The 23,040-nt window shown below is 60.8% G+C and carries 23 protein-coding genes and 1 pseudogene; 14 read left to right on the top strand and 10 right to left on the bottom strand.

Annotated elements, in window-relative coordinates:
• Positions 1-244: 244 nt before the first annotated feature.
• The 4 genes from ACSQ1W_RS07240 to ACSQ1W_RS07225 all read right to left on the bottom strand — a co-directional run bounded on the left by ACSQ1W_RS07240 (position 245) and on the right by ACSQ1W_RS07225 (position 5,453).
• Entirely contained in the window at positions 245-922 is a 678-nt protein-coding gene (locus ACSQ1W_RS07240) for a M23 family metallopeptidase (RefSeq protein WP_436042574.1), read from the bottom strand.
• A gap of 2 nt (positions 923-924) precedes the next feature.
• Positions 925-1,881, bottom strand: a complete 957-nt coding sequence (locus ACSQ1W_RS07235; protein WP_436042573.1) for a L,D-transpeptidase family protein — start codon at positions 1,879-1,881, stop codon at positions 925-927.
• Between the two features lie 73 nt (positions 1,882-1,954).
• Entirely contained in the window at positions 1,955-4,753 is a 2,799-nt protein-coding gene (locus ACSQ1W_RS07230) for a PAS domain-containing protein (protein ID WP_436042572.1), read from the bottom strand.
• A 367-nt stretch (positions 4,754-5,120) separates the two neighbouring features.
• On the bottom strand, positions 5,121-5,453 hold the full coding sequence (locus ACSQ1W_RS07225; RefSeq protein ID WP_436042571.1) for a hypothetical protein: 333 nt from the start codon (positions 5,451-5,453) through the stop codon (positions 5,121-5,123).
• Positions 5,454-5,571: 118 nt separating this feature from the next.
• On the opposite strand from ACSQ1W_RS07225, the gene ACSQ1W_RS07220 reads away from it, so the two are divergent.
• The 6 genes from ACSQ1W_RS07220 (at position 5,572) to ACSQ1W_RS07195 (ending at position 10,306) form a co-directional block, all read left to right on the top strand.
• Positions 5,572-6,339: a histidine phosphatase family protein gene (locus ACSQ1W_RS07220; protein WP_436042570.1), complete on the top strand. Its 768-nt coding sequence runs from the start codon at positions 5,572-5,574 to the stop codon at positions 6,337-6,339.
• Positions 6,336-7,229, top strand: a complete 894-nt coding sequence (locus ACSQ1W_RS07215; protein ID WP_436042569.1) for an NAD(P)H-hydrate dehydratase — start codon at positions 6,336-6,338, stop codon at positions 7,227-7,229. Before ACSQ1W_RS07220 ends, ACSQ1W_RS07215 begins: the two co-directional genes overlap by 4 nt.
• Positions 7,230-7,294: 65 nt before the next feature.
• Positions 7,295-8,038, top strand: a complete 744-nt coding sequence (locus tag ACSQ1W_RS07210; protein WP_436042568.1) for a response regulator transcription factor — start codon at positions 7,295-7,297, stop codon at positions 8,036-8,038.
• A 140-nt stretch (positions 8,039-8,178) separates the two neighbouring features.
• Positions 8,179-8,703, top strand: a complete 525-nt coding sequence (locus ACSQ1W_RS07205; protein ID WP_436042567.1) for a hypothetical protein — start codon at positions 8,179-8,181, stop codon at positions 8,701-8,703.
• Positions 8,704-8,724: 21 nt separating this feature from the next.
• On the top strand, positions 8,725-9,729 hold the full coding sequence (locus tag ACSQ1W_RS07200) for a diguanylate cyclase (protein ID WP_436042565.1): 1,005 nt from the start codon (positions 8,725-8,727) through the stop codon (positions 9,727-9,729).
• A gap of 64 nt (positions 9,730-9,793) precedes the next feature.
• Positions 9,794-10,306: a lipocalin family protein gene (locus ACSQ1W_RS07195; protein WP_436042563.1), complete on the top strand. Its 513-nt coding sequence runs from the start codon at positions 9,794-9,796 to the stop codon at positions 10,304-10,306.
• A 115-nt stretch (positions 10,307-10,421) separates the two neighbouring features.
• Here the strand turns inward: ACSQ1W_RS07195 and ACSQ1W_RS07190 are convergent, their stop codons facing one another.
• Positions 10,422-11,318, bottom strand: a complete 897-nt coding sequence (locus tag ACSQ1W_RS07190; protein WP_436042561.1) for a Ku protein — start codon at positions 11,316-11,318, stop codon at positions 10,422-10,424.
• A 144-nt stretch (positions 11,319-11,462) separates the two neighbouring features.
• Between ACSQ1W_RS07190 and ACSQ1W_RS07185 the strand changes: the two genes are divergently transcribed.
• Positions 11,463-11,789, top strand: a complete 327-nt coding sequence (locus ACSQ1W_RS07185; RefSeq protein WP_436042559.1) for a hypothetical protein — start codon at positions 11,463-11,465, stop codon at positions 11,787-11,789.
• A gap of 13 nt (positions 11,790-11,802) precedes the next feature.
• The gene (locus tag ACSQ1W_RS07180; protein ID WP_436042557.1) at positions 11,803-12,903 is read left to right on the top strand and encodes a catalase family protein; all 1,101 of its coding nucleotides are present in this window, start codon (positions 11,803-11,805) and stop codon (positions 12,901-12,903) included.
• Here the strand turns inward: ACSQ1W_RS07180 and ACSQ1W_RS07175 are convergent.
• Positions 12,900-13,391, bottom strand: coding sequence for a hypothetical protein (locus tag ACSQ1W_RS07175; protein ID WP_436042556.1), 492 nt, complete (start codon positions 13,389-13,391; stop codon positions 12,900-12,902). The two genes, ACSQ1W_RS07180 and ACSQ1W_RS07175, sit on opposite strands and share 4 nt — an antisense overlap.
• A 780-nt stretch (positions 13,392-14,171) precedes the next feature.
• Here ACSQ1W_RS07175 and ACSQ1W_RS07170 point away from each other — a divergent pair.
• The gene (locus ACSQ1W_RS07170) at positions 14,172-14,330 is read left to right on the top strand and encodes a hypothetical protein (RefSeq protein ID WP_436042554.1); all 159 of its coding nucleotides are present in this window, start codon (positions 14,172-14,174) and stop codon (positions 14,328-14,330) included.
• A gap of 141 nt (positions 14,331-14,471) precedes the next feature.
• Here the strand turns inward: ACSQ1W_RS07170 and ACSQ1W_RS07165 are convergent, their stop codons facing one another.
• On the bottom strand, positions 14,472-15,467 hold the full coding sequence (locus ACSQ1W_RS07165; protein WP_436042552.1) for an SDR family oxidoreductase: 996 nt from the start codon (positions 15,465-15,467) through the stop codon (positions 14,472-14,474).
• A 192-nt stretch (positions 15,468-15,659) separates the two neighbouring features.
• On the opposite strand from ACSQ1W_RS07165, the gene ACSQ1W_RS07160 reads away from it, so the two are divergent.
• The 3 genes from ACSQ1W_RS07160 to ACSQ1W_RS07150 all read left to right on the top strand — a co-directional run bounded on the left by ACSQ1W_RS07160 (position 15,660) and on the right by ACSQ1W_RS07150 (position 17,745).
• A complete protein-coding gene (locus tag ACSQ1W_RS07160) occupies positions 15,660-16,004 on the top strand; it encodes a BON domain-containing protein (protein ID WP_436042550.1) in 345 nt (114 codons plus the stop codon).
• 147 nt (positions 16,005-16,151) lie between these two features.
• Complete coding sequence (locus ACSQ1W_RS07155) at positions 16,152-16,901, top strand: hypothetical protein (RefSeq protein WP_436042548.1); 750 nt, start codon at positions 16,152-16,154, stop codon at positions 16,899-16,901.
• A 43-nt stretch (positions 16,902-16,944) separates the two neighbouring features.
• Entirely contained in the window at positions 16,945-17,745 is an 801-nt protein-coding gene (locus ACSQ1W_RS07150; protein WP_436042546.1) for a hypothetical protein, read from the top strand.
• A gap of 40 nt (positions 17,746-17,785) precedes the next feature.
• Here ACSQ1W_RS07150 and ACSQ1W_RS07145 read toward each other — a convergent pair whose 3' ends face one another.
• Together ACSQ1W_RS07145 and ACSQ1W_RS07140 are read right to left on the bottom strand one after the other, a co-directional pair.
• Entirely contained in the window at positions 17,786-19,912 is a 2,127-nt protein-coding gene (locus tag ACSQ1W_RS07145) for a catalase (protein ID WP_436046139.1), read from the bottom strand.
• A 360-nt stretch (positions 19,913-20,272) separates the two neighbouring features.
• Positions 20,273-20,881: a hypothetical protein gene (locus tag ACSQ1W_RS07140; protein ID WP_436042544.1), complete on the bottom strand. Its 609-nt coding sequence runs from the start codon at positions 20,879-20,881 to the stop codon at positions 20,273-20,275.
• A 126-nt stretch (positions 20,882-21,007) separates the two neighbouring features.
• On the opposite strand from ACSQ1W_RS07140, the gene ACSQ1W_RS07135 reads away from it, so the two are divergent.
• Both ACSQ1W_RS07135 and ACSQ1W_RS07130 read left to right on the top strand, forming a co-directional pair.
• The gene (locus tag ACSQ1W_RS07135; RefSeq protein WP_436042543.1) at positions 21,008-21,667 is read left to right on the top strand and encodes a DUF6766 family protein; all 660 of its coding nucleotides are present in this window, start codon (positions 21,008-21,010) and stop codon (positions 21,665-21,667) included.
• A 9-nt stretch (positions 21,668-21,676) separates the two neighbouring features.
• Entirely contained in the window at positions 21,677-22,231 is a 555-nt protein-coding gene (locus ACSQ1W_RS07130; RefSeq protein ID WP_436042541.1) for a cysteine hydrolase family protein, read from the top strand.
• Between the two features lie 16 nt (positions 22,232-22,247).
• Here the strand turns inward: ACSQ1W_RS07130 and xth are convergent.
• Positions 22,248-23,033 (bottom strand): annotated as a pseudogene (gene xth / locus ACSQ1W_RS07125) (exodeoxyribonuclease III); the annotation flags it as partial.
• Positions 23,034-23,040: the final 7 nt, after the last annotated feature.

Genomic DNA, 23,040 nt, shown 5'->3' with positions numbered 1-23,040 from the left:
GCCGCGTGCGGACGCCTTGATCTGGTACCGCCCGTGGCGCCCACTCCCCCACGCCGTATCTACGCCTGGCAAGCACCGAGCTGGGCACGAGTGACGGGATAAGGTGAGTTAGCCGAGCAGGGTGAGCAAGGCTGACGGGTCTGATCGCCACATCAAAACGGCGGACTATTTCTTGCCGTTTCGCGTACTGACCGAGCTGGGAGACAGCATCGAAAAGCTATGCTGGCCGCCCGGGTCGATCTCATTAGTTCGCCGTGCCGCTTAGCAGCGGATACGGGTTGATGGCTTGCCCTTCCCACCATCGCTTCTCAGGCCCCAGGATGAAGACGGCAAAATGCAGATGTGGCGCTTGTGGGCTCGCATTACCGGTGGAGCCCACATAGCCGAGGATGTCGCCTCGCTTGATGGACCGCTTCTGGGCCAGATTCGGAGCGTACGCCTGAAGGTGGGCGTAGTAGTAGGCCAAACGACCGGTGGGCTCGAACTGATAGATCGTCAGCCCGCCCCGCTCACTGGTGAAGAGCTTTTCGACATGACCATCGGCAACTGCCAGCACGGGCGTGCCTGCCGGTGCCATGATGTCGATGGCATCGTGAGATCGTCCTTGGCTTCGGGCATCGTTGAAGGTATCTGTCAGCGCGTTTGCGTTGACGCCCTGCACGGGAATCAGCAGTGAGGGAACCAGCGTGTTGGGCGCGACAGAGACTTGTGTAGCGGTACGCCCTATTGTGGGCTCGGTCCCTTCAGATACCGACGGTGGGACTGCCCCGGGCGCTGCCGCTGGCGGGAGTTGGGGGGAATCGGCGACGACAGAGGGAGCAGTCGCCGCAGACCCGCGTTCGGCTGTGGGTGTGATAACCACCCCCGACCACACGAGCGCGCCCATAATGACGATGAGAAGCAGGGCGAGCAGGTACTTCACGCCTACTCCTGCATGACTACGGGCGTGGATGGACTAAGAGCGGCCGCTACTCGCTTGACGTCCCAGTTGGTCAGGCGCACGCAGCCATGGGATTGCGCCTTACCGACGGTGGCCGGTACGGGCGTGCCGTGCAGGCCGTAATGCGGTTTGGATAGATCAATCCAGTGCGTACCTACCGGGTTGTTCGGGCCTGCCGCGATTTTTGCTTTGGCATGGGCCGGATCGGCATCCCAGAACAGCTCCGGGTTGTAGTGGAACGTCGGATTTACAGCGGTAGCCACGACCTTCCACTGCCCCACCGGCAGAGGGTCCTTTTCGCTGCCCGACGACACCGGGAACTGCGCAATGAGCTTACCGTTGGCATCGACTAACGCCAGCGTGGAATCAGACTTGTCGACTACGACCTTGGCCGCTTTTGGCAAGGGGGTCAGCTCTGCCACGTTGGGCACCTGTAATACGGTGCTTGCCTTGGTGAAGTCAGCCCCGGGATTGAGCTGTTTGAGCAAGGACGGCGCTACATGGAAGCGCTCCCCCAAGGCCTCCTCAAGAGATTCATATCCCACATGTGCAAGCTTGGATTGCGCCATCATGTCTTGGGGCACCTTGGCGTAGGGCCCTTCTACGTCCTTGGCCGTCAGCGTGTAACTCACGACCGCCGCTGGTGCACCTTGATTGAGCATGGCCCAAGTGGCTTCGTCCAATTCCCCCGTGACAGGAAGTCCCTTGGCCTGTTGATATCCGCGCACGGCGCGTCGCTGATTCGAGCCGGCCTGTCCATCGATCTCGCCTGGGGAGAAATGGGCGCGATCGAGCAGCACCTGAGCCCGCAACAGCCCTGCCACGCCGCCGCGTGTACTGCTGTCATTGGCCTGTTCAGACAAAGGGCGGTCAGGAGCGGCGGCCGCAGCCCACGAGGCGAAGCCCATCAGGCAGACAGCGGCAATTCTTGAAAGGATCATGGCGGACTCCGGCAGGTCGCAGCCATCGTGCTGCAGCGGGCGTCGAGGATATGTCGAGGCGCCTGCGTAACCTTTAGCTCCGCCCTTCCAGCACGTCGCGCACGCGCGTTGCCAGTTCCTGGACCGTGAAGGGCTTGACGATCAGATGCACGCCTGGGTCCAGCACGCCGTTATGTACGACGGCATTGCGGCTATAGCCAGTCGTGAACAGGACTTTGAGGTGGGGCCACCGCCGACACGCCTCATCGGCGAGCTTTCGCCCATTGGTCACCGGCATGACGACGTCGGTGAAAAGCAATGCGATGCCCGGTTCGCTTTCCAGGATCTGCAGCGCCGCCGCCGCACCGTCGGCTTCCAGCACGTGATAGCCCAATTCGCTCAGTGCTTCCACCGAAAACTGCCTGACCGCTGCTTCGTCCTCGACCACGAGAATGACTTCTTTGCTTTCTCCGCGTGGCAGCGGCTGGGAAACCACCGCCGCACTGAGCTCAGCGCCGGTCCCCTGCAGTCGGGGCAGATACACCTTGATCGTGGTGCCGCTGCCCAACTCCGAATAAATCTTGACGTGGCCACCGGTCTGTTTGACGAAGCCATACACCTGCGAAAGGCCCAGCCCGGTGCCGCGCCCGACTTCCTTGGTCGTAAAGAAGGGATCGAACGCCTTGGCGATCACCTCCGCAGGCATACCGCTGCCGGTGTCGGAAACACAGATGAGCACGTACTGCCCTGCGCTGATACCGGGGTGATCGGCCACGTAGGCATGGTCGAGGTAGCAATTGGCCGTCTCCACCGTCAAACGTCCGCCCTCAGGCATCGCGTCGCGTGCATTTACGGCCAGGTTGAGAATCACGTTTTCCAGCTGATTGGGATCAGCACTCGTGCGCCAAAGGCCACCTGAGAGCACGGTCTCCAGCTGGACGCTGCTGCCCAACGCGTGACTCAGCAGATCCGACATCCCGGCTACCAATTTGTTGGCATCCAGCGACTCAGGACGCAAAGGTTGCTGACGGGAAAATGCCAGCAATCGCTGAGTCAACTGTGCTGCACGGCGGGAGGCTTCCATGGCCATGTCCACGTACCGCTTAGCACGCGCATCGTCAGGACTGATGCGATCGCTCAGCAGATCCAGCGGTCCAATGATCGCCGCCAGCATATTGTTGAAGTCATGGGCGATACCGCCGGTGAGCTGGCCTACCGCCTCCATCTTCTGACTTTGCCGCAGCGCCTCTTCGACTTTCGCCCGCTCAGCGACTTCTTCCTGGACGCGAGACTCCAGCGTGTTGTTGAGTTCAAGAAGCTGCGTCTCGATATCCTTCTTGGCGGTGATATCGATCGCAACACCGACCACGCGCACACATCGATCGCCTTCAAAAACGCCGCGGCCTTTGGCCGCTACCCAACGGACAACGCCATCCTCTTTGCCGACTGTGCGGTACTCAACATCGTAGAGCGCGCGCAAGGCAGGATCGGCCGCATTGGCGAAAGCCTCCTGAATCTTTTCGCTGTCCTGCGGGTGCAGGCCGGCATAGAAATCGGCCATGGAGACGGGAACCTCGGCTGAGATGCCGAACATGGCTTTGGTACGCGCGGGCCAAATAAGCACGTCGTGGATCAGATCTACGTCCCAGAACCCGATTCCCGAGGCTTCAGTAGCCAGGCGCAGCCGTTCTTCGCTCTCGGCCAAGGCGGTTTGCGCGGCACGGCGCTCGCTCAGATCGAGCATCGCACCGATCATGCGCAAGGCCTCGCCTGACGCGGAGCGCAGGACGGTGCCACGATCCAAGATGTGAGCATAGCTGCCGTCTGCCCGCGCAAAGCGGTACTCGGCTGACCAGGACTCCCCACCGTTGTCGATCACCTCATGAATGCTGTGATCAATGCGCTGGCGGTCCTCAGGGTGGATGTGATCCAGCCACCATTGGGCCGAGCTTTCGGTGATCGGATGACCGAAGAGCGTGGTAACGGCCTCATTCCAGATCACATGGCCATCGACCATCTGCCAATCCCAGATCGCATCGTTGGTCGCACGAGCCGCCAGTCGATAACGCTCCTGGATTTCGCGGCGTTGAGCCTCCACAGTCTTGCGATCGGTGATATCCAGCGACGCCCCGATCAAGCCTACGACTTGACCTTCCGCATCCAGCATCGGCGCCTTGGTCGACAACCAGTAGGCTCGCCTTCCATCCGGATAGCTCACTTCCTCTTCCAACTGCTCTGCCTGCCCGGTGGACATTACCCGTTCGTCCGCATCCATCACGGCCGCCGCTTGCTCGGGATTCTCCAGCAACTCGGCATCGGTCTTGCCGATGTAGTGCTCAGGCGGCTTACCGATCAGATCGCTCGTCCCGCGGTTTCCAATGAGCAATCGTCCTTGCCGATCCTTGGCGTACACCACACCCGGTACGGCTTCGACAAAGGTGCTGAGCAAAGTCTCTGCGCGGTCCCGCTCCTGCTGGAGCATGCGCTTTTCGTCGATATCGATCAGGATGCCCGGAAAGCTGCTGGCCTTGCCCTCGGCATCCAGATTTATCCAACCCACGGCCTCCACCCAGCGCCATTGACCCTGTGCGGCCTTGATCCGGTACTGATGGCTGTAGCGCCCGCCGACCTGCATGGCCAAGGCGATCGCCGCTTCCAGCGCGGGCTGGTCGTCAGGGTGAACTGCAGCAATCAGATCGCCTAACTTGACCTTGCCCTGGGCGCTTGCTTCCTGAAGGCCGAAAGCCAGTTCTAATGCCGAATCGACCCTCACCTGGTCGCTCGTGACGTCCCATTGCCAGGTTCCTAAGACAGCGCCGGCCGCCAGGGCCATCTTGCCGCGCTCGTTTTCCATGCGATCTGCCGTCGCATCCATCGCAGAGGGGGGTGTCATCATTGGATTCTCGACTACGAAGGTGACGGTCTACTCCGCCACAGGGTGGGCGAGTGACCGAAGGCTGCTGCATAGTGAGGAGCTAGTCTATCCGAGGACTGATGGCTCTAGGACAGACCACCGTACTCAACGATTGCAAGCTTCCCTCAGGCCCTTCCCTGCGGTCAGGGTCATCAAAAGAACAACCCATCTCTGACCTAAGGCGTCAGCAGTCAGGCGAGCGTCCTTGCAATCGGCAATGCGGTCAGTCGCATGGCACCCTCCACCCCTTTCCCAAGAGCAAGGACAGCAAGCGACCGTCCCCGGTAGAAGTGTCCCAACTATCGAAGGGTCGGGACCATGGGATAGAACACGCTTTGCAGTTCGATCAGGGCAACTGGCTAAACCAGGCCGCGTAAGGCGTGTTCTTCACCAGGTATCGGTTGTAGTCGCTGGCTCCGTCTGTCCACCACACCGGGCCCCGCTCCCCCAGCGCCACCTTGGCCGCTTGCACTGCCTGCCGCGCTTGGATCAATGCCGAAGCATCGCCATCGCGCTGGGCGGTCTTGACCGCTCGTCGCGCGTGCATCAACGCCTCCGTCAAGTGCTGTCGCCTCTGCGCTGACAGCGTGGGATTGGCGGCGCGCCACAGACGTTGGCGAACGACAATGTATCGGCCATCGGGGGTATGCAGGGGGCGGGATGATGACGCTGCGCTCACGGACGCTGCTACCAGGACAGGTTCACCGTGCTCAGCCTACCTCGCGCCGTGCACACCGCCATGCGCAGCTCGTTAACAATCCGCTCGCTATGGTTCTTTCACCTGCAGGAGGCGCCGGATGCCCCGACTTCAACATACCGATTGGCCCGAACGGCTGTGGATCGTGCGCCATGGACAAAGCGCCGGCAATGTGGCCCGTGATGAAGCCGAACTTAGCGGAGCCAGTCTGATTGATCTGGAACACCGGGATGCCGACACGCCGCTGTCAGAACTGGGTGAGCGGCAGGCCGTCGCGCTCGCCGACTGGTTTGCCACGCTCGATGCAAGCGAACGCCCCACGCACTTCATGAGCTCGCCGTTTGTGCGCGCGCGTCAGACCTGCGACGCGGTCGCCCAAGCGCTATCCGCGCAGATGGATGAGATCCATGTCGATGAGCGACTGAGGGAGAAGGAGTTTGGGATCCTTGATCGGTACACCGTGCAAGGTATCCGCCAGCAATTTCCTGATTTGGCCGACCAACGCGCGTTGGTGGGCAAGTTCTATTTTCGACCGCCCGGGGGCGAAAGCTGGTGCGATGTCATCCTCCGCCTTCGCAGCGTGGTGGAAGTGTTGCGCCGGGACCACGTGGGCGATCGCGTGGTGATCGTGGCCCATCAGGTCATCGTGAATTGCTTTCGCTACTTGCTCGAATGCCTGGATGAGAAGGCAATTTTGGAGATCGATGAGTTGGCCGATGTTCCGAACTGTTCGGTGACTGAATACGGTTTCTCATCTGGGGAGGAGGCCGTGCGTTTCGGGCTCTACCGCGCCAACTTCGTACCGCCTCAGTTGGCCGCCACCGCGGAGGTGACGGTGGCCGCTGACGCCCCGGCCGGCCCGAAATGAGCCCGGCTGCGGCGGCAACGCACATTGATGAAGCGCTTCTACGCACCTGGCCATTGCCCTCTGCGGAAGGAAGTCAGAGCAAGGAGGATCGGGGGCGAGTCTTGGTGATTGCCGGGTCCCCTTATGTGCCCGGCGCCGCCCTGCTAGCCGGTGAGGCGTCCCTGCGCGCCGGTGCTGGAAAACTGGCACTGGCCGTACCCCAAGAGGTTGCACTAGCCTTGAGCGTGGCACTGCCGGAGGCCAAAGTCCTCCCCTTGCCTACGACAGCAGGCGGCGCGTGTACCAGCACCGCGGCGATGGAGCACACGGCGGCGCGGGCCGATGCCATCTTGATTGGACCTGGTATGGACGACATGCCGGCGTTGCAGACCATGGTCAAGCGGCTGAGTGCTTCGGTTGATTGCTCGCCGGTTGTCGATGCTGGCGCGATCGCAAGTTTTCGGCGCGGGCATGCTTTCACTCACGTGCCGATCCTGACCCCCCATGCCGGGGAGATGGCGTCCCTGATCGATGTGGATATCGAGCAGGTGCAGTCGCGCGCTCCTGAGATCGCGCTGCAGTTCGCCACGAACTTCAATGTGCTTCTGGTGCTTAAGGGCCCCATTACCTGGATATCAGCGCCTAACGGCCGCCTATGGGTGCATCGGGGAGGCTGCAAAGGGCTTGGCACCTCGGGCTCAGGGGACGTGCTTGCGGGTCTTATTGCCGGTCTTGTGGCCCGCGGTGCGCCGCCAGAACAAGCAGCGGCCTGGGGCGTCTGGCTTCATGGCCGTGCCGGGGAACTTCGTAGCGCCCAGATCGGCAGCGTGGGTTTTTTCGCCCGCGAATTGGCCGAAATGGTGCCCGCCCTGATGGATCAGCTCGCAGCGCCCCCCGCGGTGGGACCTTGAGGGCCTTCACGACATGTTGACGGCCACTTGGGCACTTTCACCAAACTGAATAGTAAGGGTGATCCATGCAGAGCTCAGGGGTCGTTTTGCTGGTGGAAGACAATCGGGCGCTTGTCCAAACGGTGGGCGGGTATCTGGAATCCCGGTCCTTTGACGTGGACTACGCCATGGATGGGCTGGAAGGCTACCGTCTGGCCAGCGAGAACCGGTACGACGCCATTGTGCTCGACGGTAACCTGCCCCGCATGGATGGGCTGGAAGTCGTCAAACGTCTTCGAGAAACCGACCGCGTCGGCACGCCGATCATCATGGTGACCGCGCGGGATACCTTGGAAGACAAGATCGCGGGCCTGGAGCAAGGGGTCGACGATTACCTGACCAAGCCGTTTTCTGCACAGGAGTTGGAAGCGCGGCTGAAGGCGGTGATCCGCCGCAACCGCAAGGAATTGTGCGGGCAGGTCTTGCAGGTGGCGGACCTGACCTTGGATCCGATGAGCCAGCAGGTCCGGCGCGGGGGCAAGCCGATCGCCATTGCGTCGGTGGGCATGAAGTTGCTACAGATTCTCATGCGCGAATCCCCGCGCGTGGTCAGTCGTCGCGAAATCGAGCGCGAGATCTGGGGCGATGAGCTCCCTGACTCGGATGTGCTGCGCAGCCACCTGTACAACCTGCGCCGTGCCATCGACCGGGATTTCAGTCCTGCCCTGCTCCAGACAGTCAAACAGGCCGGTTATCGGCTTGCAGACCTGGACGCATCTGGGCAGGAAGAAGACGACGTGTCTGTTGATAGGGCAGCAGCCAGCGCGTAGGTAGTCCTGAGCACGGCAGGCCGAGAACGGGCAGCCTGGAAGCCCCGTCCCAGAAGGGGCCTGCGGGTCGGTGCGAGCAGCAGGATCAAGCCCTAGGGAACAAGTCTTGCATCATAGCGGCCAAGCCCAGGCTTGCGCCCATGACCTACCCTGCTCCGAAGCTTCCAATCATTGTCTCGTGGACCAGCTTGTTGTTGGCGGCGGCGGGCGCGCATCTGGCGCTTGCCCTGCTTCTGCCTGAGCAGAAGTGGGTTACCCCCTTAGGGGTGTCCTTGGCTGTGGCCGTGGCGGCCGCCTTCTGCCTGGCCCAGGCCAAACGGCGTACCGAACTACTGCGCCTGCGCTGGTGCTTGCTGGCGGCGGGCATGGCGTTATGGATTCTGGCCTATGGACTGAGTGCCTACAGCCAGATGTCCAATGCCGACACAGCGGTGGCTTCGCCCTACCTGATGGTGTTCTCACTGCGCGCCATTCCGTGGCTGTTGGCCATTGTGCTGATGAGCAATCGCAAGTCCTGGCCCATACCGGCGTGTTTGATGGGGTACAGGCGATGCTGCTTATCCTCGCGATCAGCCTGTTGTACTTCCCCCAGATCGCCGCCGGGGCGACGTTTACCGTCCCGGCTGTCAGCGGTGAGCGCGCCTACACGTACCACGAACTGGTGAACGTGGTGATTGCGGTGCTCAGTGGCCTTCATTCCGCTGCAACCGACGCAAGCCGAACGGCGCTTCGCCGCAAGTGCAGCGGTCCTACTCTCGATCTATGCGGGCATGGCGCTGTTGGTCAATCAAGTAATCATCAATGGTTTGGCCCCGCCCCCCGGCTCACCCTGGTTCCTGCTCGGCGACCTGGCTGCCGTGGTCTTCGTTGTTCATCACATCATCGCCGAACGGCGCACAGCGGCTGACGACGATGAACTGCGCAAGCCTGGCCCGGTCAAGACGCTGGCCCTGCTCTTGGTACCGGCCGTAGCCCCGATGGCCATTGTGCTTATCAGCATCGTGTTGGCCGACTACCACCCCATGCTCGCCGCGGCATTGGCCTGCGCTGCGCTGCTGCTTTATGTGGGGCGCTCCGTGCTGACCCAACATGCCTACCAACGGGTGCAGGCGGATCTGGAGAAGGCCAATGCGCGCATGTTCTGGCTCGCCGAACACGATGCTCTGACAGGGCTACCGAACCGCAGGAAGTTCAACCAGAGCTTGGATGCACAGTGGCACCTTCATGCCACGAGCGGAAAGCCACTGGGTCTTCTCTTTATCGATATCGATTTCTTCAAACTGTTCAATGACACCTTGGGCCATGCCGCAGGCGATGCGTGTCTCGAGAAGGTGGCTCAGCTCTTACAGACGGGTGCGCATATCCATCCTGACGCGCTGGTGGCCCGATATGGCGGGGAGGAGTTCGTGATCCTGCTCAACGATTGCTCCCGAAAGAAAGCGCTGGCCTGCGCCGAACACATACGTGAGCACGTTGCCCAAGCATGCATTCCGCACCTGGCATGCCCCACTGGCTTGCTCAGCCTGAGTATCGGCGTGGCCTGTGCTGCCCCCTCATCTGACGGCCCTCACCCCCACATCCTCTTGGAAAATGCAGACGTTGCGCTTTACGTCGCAAAGCAGCGAGGGCGTAACCAAGTCGCCGATGGGTTGGGTGATGAGCTTGCCGTCATTTCGCTTGAACCGTCCTGACAGACGAACGGCGTCTTCACGGCCGCACTTTTAGCCTGAGCTTCCCTTCAGGATGAGATGTGCCATGAACGATACGACCGAACCGTCCACGGTAACGTTGGTGGATCTGAGCCGCTACGTAGGGACGTGGTATGAGATCGCGCGTCTTCCCATGCGCCACGAGCCCGAGGACTACACGGATGTCACCGCCACCTATAGCGTTAAGGAAGATGGCAGTGTGCGGGTGGACAACCGCGCCCGCTCGCGTGACGGTCAAGTCCATCAGTCCATCGGCGAAGCGGTGGTGGAGGAAGGCTCGCACGGGGCGAAGCTCAAAGTCTCCTTCATGCCGGACGGACTGAAATGGATTCCCTTTACCAAGGGCGACTACTGGATTCTGCGTCTGGACAATGAGTATCAGGTAGTGCTAGTCGGCTCGCCTGACAGGAAGTATCTGTGGCTGCTTGCTCGGTCGCCTCAGCTGCAACCTGCTGTCGTCCAGGAGTATTTGGCCACTGCGCGCCAGCAGGGGTTCGATTTGGATGACCTCATCACGACTCCGCAGCACGGTCGCCCTGTGCAAGACGCGGAACTCTAATGCTGGTGTAGCGTCGGCTGATCGAGCCGTCGCACGTTCCACAAAAGGGCCCTCACCAGGGGCCCTTTTTTTGAGAATACGGGGGCTTCGCAACAAGGAGTGCCCTCCTCCCAGCCTAAGCCCGAGCCTTTTTCTTTGCAGGCGCCTTCTTGACCGCCTTGCTAGTTTTTTTGGCTTTGGAGGCTGGTGTTTTGGAGGCGACTTTGGCAGGCGTGCGTTTCTTGGTGTCCAGGCTCTGCTGAAGCAAGGACATGAAATCCACTACATTGGTGGCCGCATCCTCGCGTTGCTCGGGCTCTTCGAACTTGGTGGTAGCGCCTGCCGACTTGATTCGCTTCTTTATAATCGCGGACAAGCGTTCCCGAAATTCGTCGTGATAGTCGCCCGGCGTCCAGTCCGCGGTCATGGAGTTGATCAATTGCTCGGCCATCTCCAGTTCCTTTGGTGCAACCCGAAAGTCAGCTGGTGTACCGGTCGGCAGCTTGTACTCATCAAACTCCACCAGTTCCTGCGGGTAACGCAGCAAGATCAGGACTAGCGCTTCGGCATCAGGCATCACCGCGCAAATGTATTCCCGCGTGCGGATCACCACGCGGGCAATACCCACTTTTCCCGTATTCTTGAGCGTCTCTCGTAGAAGTACGTAGCCTTTTTCGGCTTTCTTCCCGGGCACCAGGATGTAAGGTTTCTCAAAGAAGCGCAGATTGATGCTGGCTGCATCCACAAAGGCTTCCACATCTACCGACTCATGCGTCTCAGGCGCGGCGGCGGCAATGTCTTCCTTGTCGATCACCACATAGCTTCCCTTGTCGTACTCGAAGGCCTTGATGATGTCCTTCCACGGCACTTCCTCGCCTGTGTCGGCATTGACGCGCTCGAACCGGATGGGTTTCTTGTCACGGGAATCCAGCATACGGAAGCTTAAATCCGTCCGCCGCTCTCCCGACATCAGGGACACCGGAATGTTGAGCAGGCCAAACGACAGGGAGCCAGTCCAGATGGGGCGCGCCATGGTGAGCACCAGGGAAGGAGATCAAAGGGCATCTAAGGAGCCCGGCCGTGAACGCCGCGTCAGCATCACGTTGGAGCGCGCCAGTTCACCGCTTTTACACAGGCCAAGACTATGGTGTCGGTAACTGAGTCTCGTAGAGCGGACATGTCTGCGCCCCACCCCGCCCGCGTCCATTCGCCCGACGAAGCGGCACTGTCCGAGGATTTCTGGTGGGTCGACACGCCCGCCAAGAGCACGCTGCTATTCGCCTCCGTGCCCATTATCGACATCGAGCCATGTGGTGCTGGCTGGCGGGCCAAGGTAGTGCTTGCACCGGTCTACGTTGTTCCCCAACAGGCCACCTTGGTCACCAAAGAGAACGCAAGGCGATGGGCGGACACGTGGGTGCGGCAGCGTTTGGTCCTTTTGGCGCGCGTTGTCGCCCGCGTGCAAGTCGCTGAGCACGACCGCTCATTCCCCTCCACGAACTAACCAGGAACATTCCATGGCCGCTTATGGACCGCCGATCGCCTATGACCCGACCATGGAAGCGCGTCCAGAAGACGAAGCAGAGGCCATCGCTGAGTTGAAAGAGATATTCCTGCGCATGGCGGCCACGGTGGCCGAGCAGGAAGGAACGGCCCATCGCGCCGTGCATGCCAAAGGCCAAGCATTGCTGCGAGCCGCCTTTCGCATCCACGCCGAGCTTCCAGAAGAGTTGGCACAAGGCATCTTCGCCCACCCAGGTCTGCACCAAGCCATCGTCCGGTTCTCGTCCCCACCGGCCGAGCAGTTGCCCGACACGGTGTCCACGCCACGGGCGTTGGCCATCAAGGTTCTCGATGTTCCAGGTCAGCGATTACCTGAAAGCTTGGCCGGTCACTCCCAAGACTTTCTCATGGTCAATGGCGAGAGCTTCACAGCGCCCACCCCTGCCAAGTTCGTTGGCGCGGCCAAACTCTTGGCATCCACCACCGAGAAAATGCCGCGTACCAAGGAGGTCATCTCCACCACGTTGCGCGGCACAGAAGCCGCGCTGGAATGGGTAGGCCTTGAAAGTGGCAAGCTCAAGGGGTTAGGTGGAGAACCCCAACATCACCCTTTGGGTGAGACCTATTTTTCCCAAGTGCCCTTCTTGTACGGCCGTTACATGGCCAAATTTTCTTTGCTCCCCAGAGCTGCAGCATTGCAGGGGCTCCGGGATGCGCCCATTGAGTGCTCAACAGATGCGCAGCGCGCTGCGATTAATGAGGTAACCAGCCAGGGGTTGCTAGATTTGGTATGGGACTTTCGAGTGCAGCTGCGTCGGAATCTGGATCGCATGCCGATTGAAGATGCCGCAACTGCATGGTCGGAAGAAGATAGCCCTTGGCAGACCGTGGCCAGCCTGATCATCCCCCCTCAGCCGGCCTGGTCGGCCGAAGCGGAAGAGCAAGAGCATCGTTTGGCATTCAGCCCGTGGAACGCGGTTGTTGAACATCGTCCATTGGGCGGCGTGAACCGCGCACGACGCGAGGTCATGGCCCATTCGCGTGAGTTCCGTACAACCTTCAATCGCTGCCCGATCTCTGAGCCCCCCTCGCTTCAGGCCGGTACCCGACCCTAAGAAAGGCGCGGATCTCTTGGCTGCGAGGCGTGCGCCTCCAACCATAGCCATGCCCGTTCTACCACCGGACGTACGTCAGGCCACAGCTTAGTGGAACCTCCCCCGAGCTCATCCCAGAGTACCTCCATCTCCGCATCGTCGCGGGGGAGTTGGTAGCTACCCAAGGCAACGATCGCCAATGCATAGGCGGGACACAGGTCGGACCACGCGGCGTCTAGTTGCTCGGCGTGCGTGTGCGCGAATTCGTCGTAGCCGTCCGGAATGGGCGTCATTCCAGGATAGTGCATGCACTGGGCAACGCCTGAGTTCGGTGTGAGCACCGACAGCAACTGGGTGTATCGCTGCGTATCGAAGCGTCCCATATCCAATATCCTCGATGAAGGTTGTAAGTGGAGACGTTGTGGGGTCAAGGTCATGTCAAATGTGAGCCAAGGCCCGCGCACATCCGCCTTGAAGCTGCTACGGCTTTTCTCGTTGAGCGGATGCAACTTGTTGATTGTCCGAACGCCCGATCCGTCCCGTTGGCGCTGACGCGGTCCGCGGGTAGTCTGTTCACTGAGAGTCGGCCACGCAGCCTGGGCGGATGGCTGATTGTTTGCGAGCCCACTGCGTACCTCGGACCACGCTTGGCACGCTGTGATTACTGGCCGATGGTGGATGCAGTACTTTGATGTGGGGATGAAGGCATATGGGTTGGCGAAAGGATTTGACACCGCTTACAGGGGCAAGGTGGCCTATTCGTTGCGGGCATGTGTTCGATCCCAGCGAAGTCGCCCGGCTGAGACAAGGCGCCTTGTGGCCGTCTGACATGAATGAGCGATGGGCTATCTGGCTGGAGGGCTCTGTTCTGCGCTGCTGGCGCACGGACTCGGGCGCGTGTGTCTATGAATCCCTACTTAGCTTCACCGAAGATGGCAGTGCCCACGCTGCGATGCTGGATGTCCTGGACGAGCCCGAACTGTACGCGCGTGCCCCTTCCGATGAGCGGGAGTTGGAACGGTTTGAAGGGGTGTTGACTCAAACGAAGGGTAGGCTTGATCGTCTTTAACGCTGGGATCCCGATGGATCTGGCTCGCTGCCTGATCCGGCGATAAGCACGGGTCATCGATCGCTACCTTTGCCAATAGCTGAATAGGCCAGGCGAACGTCTCCGAGCTTAGCTATTCAGGGACGTAGAAGGCGGTTAACTGGTCATGCATACGGCGCTCACGGATGCCGCCGCAAGCTTCAGGGGCGTCCAACCGGTCGCGCCTTTTAGGACTATGGAAATGCCGAACCAGACCCAAAAAGACAAGCAGCAGACACCCGGTCGCAATCAGAACCAGCAGGGCCAGCAGACACAGAACAGGGACCGGGATAACCAGCCAGGCCAGCAGAAGCAACAGGGCACCCAGAAGAAGCCGCAGAACGATCGCGACGACGATTGATTCCTCCCGGAGCGAGGGAGCACCTGTTCTCTCGCTCTTTTCTCGGAATGGTGGCCACCTTTATCACCGGTGGCAGAAAGCTTTCACCTGCGCGTTGAACCAATGTTTGTCGAAGGCGTCGATGCAGACCCGAGTCCTTATCTATCCTGAAGGCCCCCCCATCACCGGCAGGATGATGCCATTGATGTAGGAAGCGGTAGTGGGCGAAGCCAGGAACACATAGGCCGGGGAAACCTCCTCCGGCTGCGCCGGACGTCCCATGTCACTGTCTTGCCCAAAGGTGGCCACGTCTTTTGCAGTCTTATCTGCCGGGTTAAGCGGCGTCCACACCGGACCCGGTGCTACCGCATTGACGCGAATACCGCGCGGTAGAAGATTGCTGGCCAGGGACTTGGTAAAGGCGTGGATAGCGCCTTTAGTGGCCGAATAGTCCAATAGGTGTTTGCTACCCAACAGCCCCGTCTCGGACCCCGAGTTGATGATGCTGCTGCCCTGCCCCATGTGAGGCAATGCGGCGCGTGCCATGTTGAAGTATCCGCCGATATTGGTCTCCAGCGTCTCGGCGAGCTGGGCAGGCGAGACATCCTCCAAACGCATTGCGTGCTGTTGGAAGGCTGCATTGTTCACCAGTATGTCGAGTCTGCCGAAGGATTTGACCGTCGCCGCTACGGCCTCCTCGCAAAACTTCGGATCTCTGACATCCCCAGGGATGAGCACACAGCGCTGACCCTCGGCTTGAACATGCTCCGCGGTGACTTCAGCATCTTCATGTTCGCTTAGATAAACGATCGCGACATCCGCACCCTCTCGCGCGAACAACACCGCCACTGCCCGCCCAATGCCAGAGTCGCCTCCCGTGATGAGTGCAGACAGCCCTTTTAGCTTGGCACTGCCAATGTAGTCAGGGGCCAAGAATTTGGGCTGCAGTTGCAGCTCAGACTCCAACCCAGGCTTATCAAGATGCTGGCGGCTCATCGGCGGCTTGGGCTGCTTTCTCGCACCCGCCTGAACCGGCTTTTTCTTCGCCTTTGCGGCTTTGGCCGCCTTGGCCAACGCCTCGGCCTGAAGCGCGCGTTGCCGCTCAACAGTGGCTTTGGCGCCGTTGCGTGCTCGACTGGACGACTTGGTGGATGGCATTACGTTTCCCTCTGAAAACCTGCACACAGGCTATGTCGGGAATCGTTACGAAACCGGCAAAGAATCACGCCGTCAAGCTTCACGGCCAGTCGACGGGCACACGCTCAGCATGCACTCACTAGGCACCAATCTGTCGCTTCAGCCACTGCCTGGCACTTCGTTCTTGCACTGACCTTTTCTCTGGGAGATCTGATGATGAAACGCTCGTTGACCCTTGCAGCACTCAGCATTCTGGTTCTGTCCCTGCCTGCCCTTGCTATGGCGGGGGAGCATGACAAGCCCAAAGCCGCTACCGCACAGCATGATTCCCACCAGCCGGTCGATGACACCTGGATCACCACGAAAGTCAAAGCCGACCTGCTGGCCAGCTCGAATGTTCCCGGCACCGAGGTCAAGGTCGATACCGTCAACGGTGTTGTGACCTTGTCCGGCACCGTGTCCACGCAAGCTGAGAAGGACAAGGCCATCAAAGTCACGCGCGCTATCAAGGGCGTGAAGAACGTGGAGGCTGCAGGCCTGAAGGTCACCACTCGCTGAGTCACGGGTCGCCACCGACTTGATCGTCTCATCAGCATGCGGCGGTCAACGTTGGGCCAACACGCCACCCCAAAGTCGCATCTATAGCAACTCCATCCCCCAGCAGGCACGCGACGTGCGTGCTCGCGATGAACCGAGGACATCCAGATGACACGCGATACTTCCCGAGATGCAAATCGAGATCCCATCACCGGCGCACCGGGTGCCCACCCGGTGGGTGTTGGCGTGGGCGGCGCTGCTGGCGGTGTGGCCGCCGGTGCACTGGCCGGTACCGTGTTTGGTCCGATCGGCACCTTGATCGGTGCAGCCGTGGGCACTGTGGCCGGCGCTGCCGCCGGCAAGAGCGTGGCGGAGCGGCTGGATCCGACCGGTGAAGTGGAATACTGGAGCAAGGAGGCGCCCCTGCGTCCCTACTACTCCAGCGAGCACGATTTCCAGCGCGACTACGCCGGTGTCTATCAGGCCGGTGCCGCGGCGCGCGGGGACTATCCCAACGACACGTGGGAAGACACCGAGCGCCGCCTGCAGGCCGATTGGGATAGCCAGCGAGGTGACTCGCGCCTGGATTGGGATCGTGCCCGACCGGCAGCCAAAGACGCCTGGGAACGTGCTGATCGTACCTACAGCGCCTACAGCCGCAGCGATGAGGTGCACGCCAAACGGTTCGAGAACTCGGACTATCGTCAGGCTGGCGACGAGTTCGATGACTTCCGCCCGGCATATCGCTATGGCACGTACGCCCGCAGCCAGTATGCTGACCGCGACTGGGACGACAACCTCGCCTCGGATCTTGAACGGGGATGGGATCGCTTCAAGGGCTCTTCGCGACTGACATGGGAACGTGCCAAGGCCGCTGTGGCTGACGCGTTCAATCTTGACCGTCAGCGCCCGACCTGATCTCTAGTGCCACAGCTTTGCGGCCTTCTTGATCCCTCGTCCCGTGGAACAGCTGTACGTTCTGGACGGTGATCCTCCCGAGGCCGACCTGACGCCCCCGCTGCTGGGGGCGTCTTACTATCTGGAGACCGGCGATTTTCTGGGCCTGCTCGAATGCTTGGCCCTGGTGATTCACTTGGTCGCCACGGACGGGCCATCTTCCCTACTGACTATCGGGGAAAGGGAGGTGCTGCGACTTATCGAGCAATTCCATCGCGAGGAGCTCGATGCCATGCACCAGACCTTGGTGAGCAGCGAACTGGCGAGCGCCGCGGCCTTTCATGACATGGCGGGCGTACATGCCTGCTGCCGCGCGGCTGAATTCAGGCAACGCGCACGGCTTCTGGAAATCCTCACAGCACTGCGTCCGAGCCGAGGTTGGACACTACGCGCCGAATGGGAGGCCGTGCAGGGCTCGGGCCATCGCCTGTTCCAGGCTTCGGCCATCTTCGTGGCCTGGCTTCATCAGCGCTTCGCCTTGCACTATTGGAGCCGCGATCCGCGGCAAGGTCATCGCACGCTACCGCAAGAGAATAGTGCAATCTGGCCCTATACGTTGCGTGCGGTAGCCCAAGGGCCTTCACCCCTCGTCCGCCGCGCTCGTCTGGCCGGTTGGCGAGCCGACGACGCTCGGCAGGCGTCGGTCCATGCCACGTTGTTGCTGGTGCCCTCGCTGCGCAATCCTTCCACCATGCTGGACGCACTCAGAGCATGCCGTACCACTTCCTGTGGACCCTTCCAGCACAAGCCTGCCCACGTGCAGGGCGTATTCGTCACCGAACTGGCTTTTGAACCCGCCCGCTAAAACTGGTGGCTCACCCCTCCGAGATGAGCCACCGTTCGTATCAAAGCATCGGCGGATCGGTTTCCCGGCCGAAATGCTTGTGCTGGGCTAGGGCCTGCAGGAACTGCTCGATGACGCCCTCCTCGGGCTCACTTTGGAGGAAAAGCCCCGGATCCTGCTCGTCGTTGAGGATGCCTGCCCCCTCGACGAAGGCCACGGCCTCGCCCAGCGCCGCAATCGTCTTCAAGTGGCGGAACTGGTCTTTCACAAACTCAGCGGCCCGACCATCCCGTGCCCACACCTTGGCCGTGCCTTCCCCGTCCGGGATGATGACCCCGTCGAATAGGACCGAGGGCTCGTTCTCAAAGGAAGCGTCGGCATCGATCTGGCTGCCGTCCTTGGCTGTGTACATGCCCACACGATGCCCGACCAGGCGCCCCACGGCGCCGGCGGCCAACAATGCCTGCTGAGCGGCCGCGACTTGGTCGCCATCCACGCCATCGCCTACGAAGATGGCGACCTTGCGCGTCGACACCCCCGCATTACCTGGCCGGGCGAACATGGACAGGGGCTGGGAGGTGGTTACTTCAGCCTTGGGTGGCTTGGGCAGCGCTCGCGGCATTGCCTCGGGCAGCGGCATGCCCAGACCTTCGGCAACCTGGGCGGCAAGCTCTTCGGAGGCGTTGCGCAACATGGACACGACGCGTTGGCGTATGGCCGGCACGGTCAGCTTGGAGAGCTCGAATCGGAAGGCGGCGGCAATGTGTGCCTGTTCCACCGGGCTCTGACTGTTGAAGAACAAAGCTGCCTGATTGAAGTGTTCGGCAAACTTTTCCGGTTTGCCGCGCACTTCGTCCTGCTCGACCGGCTCGGGGAAGGAGACAAACCCTGCCGCACCGGCTTGGAACGGGCACCCGCCCCCCAGGGAGTTGGGCTCATACGCCACACGGCCGCGGTGAATGGCCTGGCGATGCATACCATCGCGCTGGTTGTTGTGCACCGGCGCAATCGGGGCGTTGATCGGAATCTCGTGGAAGTTGGGACCGCCTAGGCGCGAAATCTGGGTATCCACGTACGAGTGAATTCGCCCAGCAAGCAGCGGATCATTGGTGAAGTCGATGCCCGGAATGACGTGGGCCGTGCAGAAAGCCACTTGCTCGGTCTCGGCAAAGAAGTTGTCCGGGTTCCGGTTGAGCACCATTCGGCCCAGCGGCTGGATCGGCACCAGTTCCTCGGGAATCAGTTTGGTCGAATCCAGCACGTCGAAGGAGAAGCGCTCGGCATCGGCTTCGGAAAACACCTGTACACCGAGTTCCCACTCCGGATAGGCGCCGGCCTCAATGGCCTCCCACAGATCGCGTCGATGGAAATCCGGATCGGCGCCGGAGATCTTGACCGCCTCGTCCCATAGCAGGGCATGCGTGCCCTGCAGCGGCGTCCAATGGAATTTGACGAAAGACGATTGGCCATCATCGTTTACGAAACGGAAGGTATGCACGCCAAAGCCCTGCATCATCCGATAACTGCGCGGAATCGCACGATCGGACATCAGCCACATCAGCATATGGGTGGACTCGGGCATCAGGGACACGAAGTCCCAGAACGTGTCATGGGCCGAGGCCGCTTGCGGCATGCCATGGTGGGGCTCAGCCTTCACCGCATGCACCAGATCGGGAAACTTCATCGCGTCCTGGATGAAGAACACGGGCATGTTGTTGCCCACCAGATCCCAGTTGCCCTCGTCGGTGTAGAACTTGACCGCAAATCCGCGCACATCACGCGCCGTGTCCTTGCTGCCCCGCTCTCCGGCCACCGTCGAGAAGCGCACGAACACTGGGGTAATCTTGCCGGCTTCCTGGAACGGAGCGGCGCGCGTGAGTTTGCGCTGCTGTTTGTAGGATTCAAAGTAGCCGTGGGCCGCTGAGCCGCGTGCGTGCACGATGCGCTCGGGAATGCGCTCGTGATCAAAGTGCGTGATCTTCTCGCGCAGGATGAAATCCTTGAGCAGCGCTGGCCCGCGCAAGCCGGCCTTGAGTGAGTTCTGGTTGTCGGCTATCGGCACGCCTAGGTTCGTGGTCAGGCGTTGGCCGCTACCGTCCACGCGGACACGATCCAGGGAGCCCACCGTCGGATTGGTACCCTCCTCCGGCCGGGAGCCCACCTTTTCGGAGGTATTGGTCTCTGCCAACGTGCTGGCCGTGACCAAGGAGGAAGGAGGAATGATCTGGGTGCCTTCGGGCGGATCCATCGCTGCTGAGCGGCCATGTTCGGCAGCCTTGTTCTCGTTGAAAGGCATCGCGGCGGCGGTGGCGTCTACCTCAGCCGCCTGCTCGGCAGCCAGTTCCAGTGATCCCAGCGCCGGCGCGCGGGAAGAGGCACTGTCAGAATTCCGGGCCGCCGAGGCGCCAGAGACTTTTTTCTTGGACTTGGGGGCCGGCTTGCGTGAGGTTGCCATGTGTCTTGTTCCTGGAGATACGAGTTGGCCGGGGCAGGCCAAGTCAGAGAGGATGAGAAAAAAGCCCGCCAAATGGCGGGCTTTTCTTGGCAGTTAGAGCATGTCTTCGCGCGCCTGCTCTGCGCGGGCCGCACCAATGGCGGTCTCTACCTTCTTGACCTCTTCCGGCGGGGGCAGCACAGCGGGCATGCCCAAGCTCTGGATCCACAGCTCACGACACCAGCCTTTCGTGTGGTACAGGTGGTGGTCTTCGTCTTCTTCCACTGCCTCGTAGGCCATCTTGAGGACCTTGGCCACCTTGTCTTGGGCCGACTCGGCCACCTTGCCGATTAACTCCCAATTGGAGTGATCCTTGGTCTCGGCCAAGACAACACATTCGCATGCAACCAGCTCCGCGGCAGCCGGATCAGCGTTGGACCGTGCCATCTCAATGGCGGCTACCAGCGATGCGCCCAAGTGTGCACACACCTCACGCCCTGGACTCTTCTCTTCCGTGTCCATGCCCAGCTCGCTGAACACGCGCGTCAGCACCTGCTCGTGGCGCTGGGTCTCTTCCAGATATTCCTGCCATTCCTTTCGCAGGTCATCATTGACCGCGGCCTGGATGGCGGCGGTGTAGATCTTGATGCCGCCGCGCTCGGTTTCCAGCGCCTGAAGAAGCAGCTCTTTGACGCCGGCTTGATCGTAACCCTTGCTTGCCATGTCATGACTCCATTAGCTGGGGATGATCGCCAATACTTCTCCCGTCACCGCCAACGAGATGTGAAATTACAACCTTCACCCTTCCGCCACAGAGCAGAGCGCACCCTTCATAACCGGAGAGGTGTTATGAGCACGATTGAGGCGTCATTTATTCGAAGAAACGGTCTATCGATCCTCGTTCTTTTGTTCATGCTGGCCACGTGGCTTGGCCAGATCCTGACAGGTCACGTCGTCTACAACGAAGAGCTCTCTGATGCCGGAGCCGGGACGCTCTCATTACTTGCGTATCTGGGCAGTGGCCACTTTGTCTCGGCGACCTTCGAGAACTGGGAGAGCGAATTCTTGCAGATGGGGATGTACGTGCTCCTGAGTGTCTCGCTTCGCCAGAAGGGATCTGCTGAATCCCGCCCATTGGATCCTGATCAGGAAGAAGAGCGCATCGAGGCGGGCCCTACGCCTTCGCCGGTACGCGCAGGCGGCGTGTGGCTCAAACTCTACGAGCACTCATTGGCCATTGCCTTTGCCGTGTTGTTCTTGCTGTCGTTCGTCTTGCATCTGGAAGGAAGCTGGCGACATGAGAACGTGCAGCGGAAGCTTGAGGGCCAAGTACCCGTGGCTGTATGGGATCACTTGGCCAGTGCTCAGTTCTGGTTCGAGTCGTTCCAAAACTGGCAAAGCGAATTCCTGGCCGTGGCCGCGTTAGTGCTGCTGACCATTTTCCTCCGTCAGAAAGACTCACCGCAGTCAAAGCCAGTCTCTGCGCCTCACCGTCAGACTGGCGTGTAGCGAAACGTTATGCGCCCTGCCCTGTTGATCATCGACATGATCAATCGCTTCGACTTCGACGGCGGGCCGGCCTTGGCTCGGCATGCGGCCACCGCGAGTTCGTCCATCCAAGTAATGCGCGCCACCTTCCATGCTCACGACTGGCCCGTGCTGTTCGTCAACGACAACTTCATGGACTGGAACAGCGAGTTTTCCGATCTGGTGACCAGTTGTCGCCAGTTGCCAGGAGCGCCTGGGCAGATTGCCTCGGCACTGGAGCCACAGCCCTCGGATTACTACGTGCTCAAGCCCCGACACTCAGCCTTTCTGTGCACGACCCTGCCGGCCATCCTGGCCGATCTGGGCGCCAAGAGCTTAGTGATCGTGGGCGTGGCCACCGATTCATGTGTCCTGGCAAGCGTGCAGGATGCCCACATGCGCGGCTATACCCTTCACGTCCCCCGCGATGCGGTCGCAGCCAAGAGTCCGGAGCGCTCAAGACGGGCCTTGGCACTGATGGAAGATGCGATGCAGATCGATACGCGGCCTGCCAAGACGCTCGTACGTAGTCTGCTGGCCACGTAAGCCTGGCTTAGCGTGCTACTTGAACCCAGGTGGGGGCGTGATCACTGGCTTTGTCCTGCAGCCTGACCCAGCGATCCACGCCTGCCTTCTTCAAACGCTTGGCCAGGACTGGATTCAGCAGCAGATGATCAATGCGCAGCCCACGATCGCGCTCGGCATGCTGCCGGAAGTAATCCCAGAACGTGTAGATGCCGCTCCCCGGTCCGTGAGCCTTCAGCAGGCTGTCGGTCCAGCCCTGCGCCAGCAGGCGGGCATACTCCTGACGTGATTCGGGCTGCAGCAAGGCATCGCGCCGCCAACCTTTGGGGTCGTAAATATCTTCGTCGGTGGGTACAACGTTGAAGTCCCCAATCAGTGCCACCGGATGGGGTAGATCCACCAGCGATTTGGCATGTCGGTAGAGCCGCCCCATCCATTTGAGCTTGTAGTCGAACTTGGGCCCCGGCTGCGGGTTTCCGTTGGGCAGGTACAGGCAGCCCACGACAATTCCGTGAATCGCTGCCTCAATGTAGCGGCTCTGTACGTCCTTGGCATCCCACGGCAACCCGCGTCGGCTTTCCACCGGATCTTGCCCGCGGGCGAGCAAGGCCACGCCATTCCATGACCGCTGGCCCTGCCAAATGCACCCATAGCCGGCCTCACGAATCGCGCTTTCCGGAAACGCGCCATCCACGGCCTTGAGTTCTTGCAGGCCGACAATGTCGGGCTTTTCCTTGGCCAGCCAGGCCAGCAGATGCGGCAACCGGCTGGAAATGCCGTTGACGTTGAACGTGGCGATCTTCAGAGACTTCTTGGCGGCCATGGTGGTA

Source organism: Pseudoxanthomonas sp. LjRoot143 (genome assembly GCF_964252945.1).
Taxonomy (GTDB): Bacteria; Pseudomonadota; Gammaproteobacteria; order Xanthomonadales; family Xanthomonadaceae; genus Pseudoxanthomonas_A.
The sequence above is the reverse complement of the archived record's forward strand: the minus strand, read 5'-3'. Positions and strand labels throughout refer to the sequence as shown.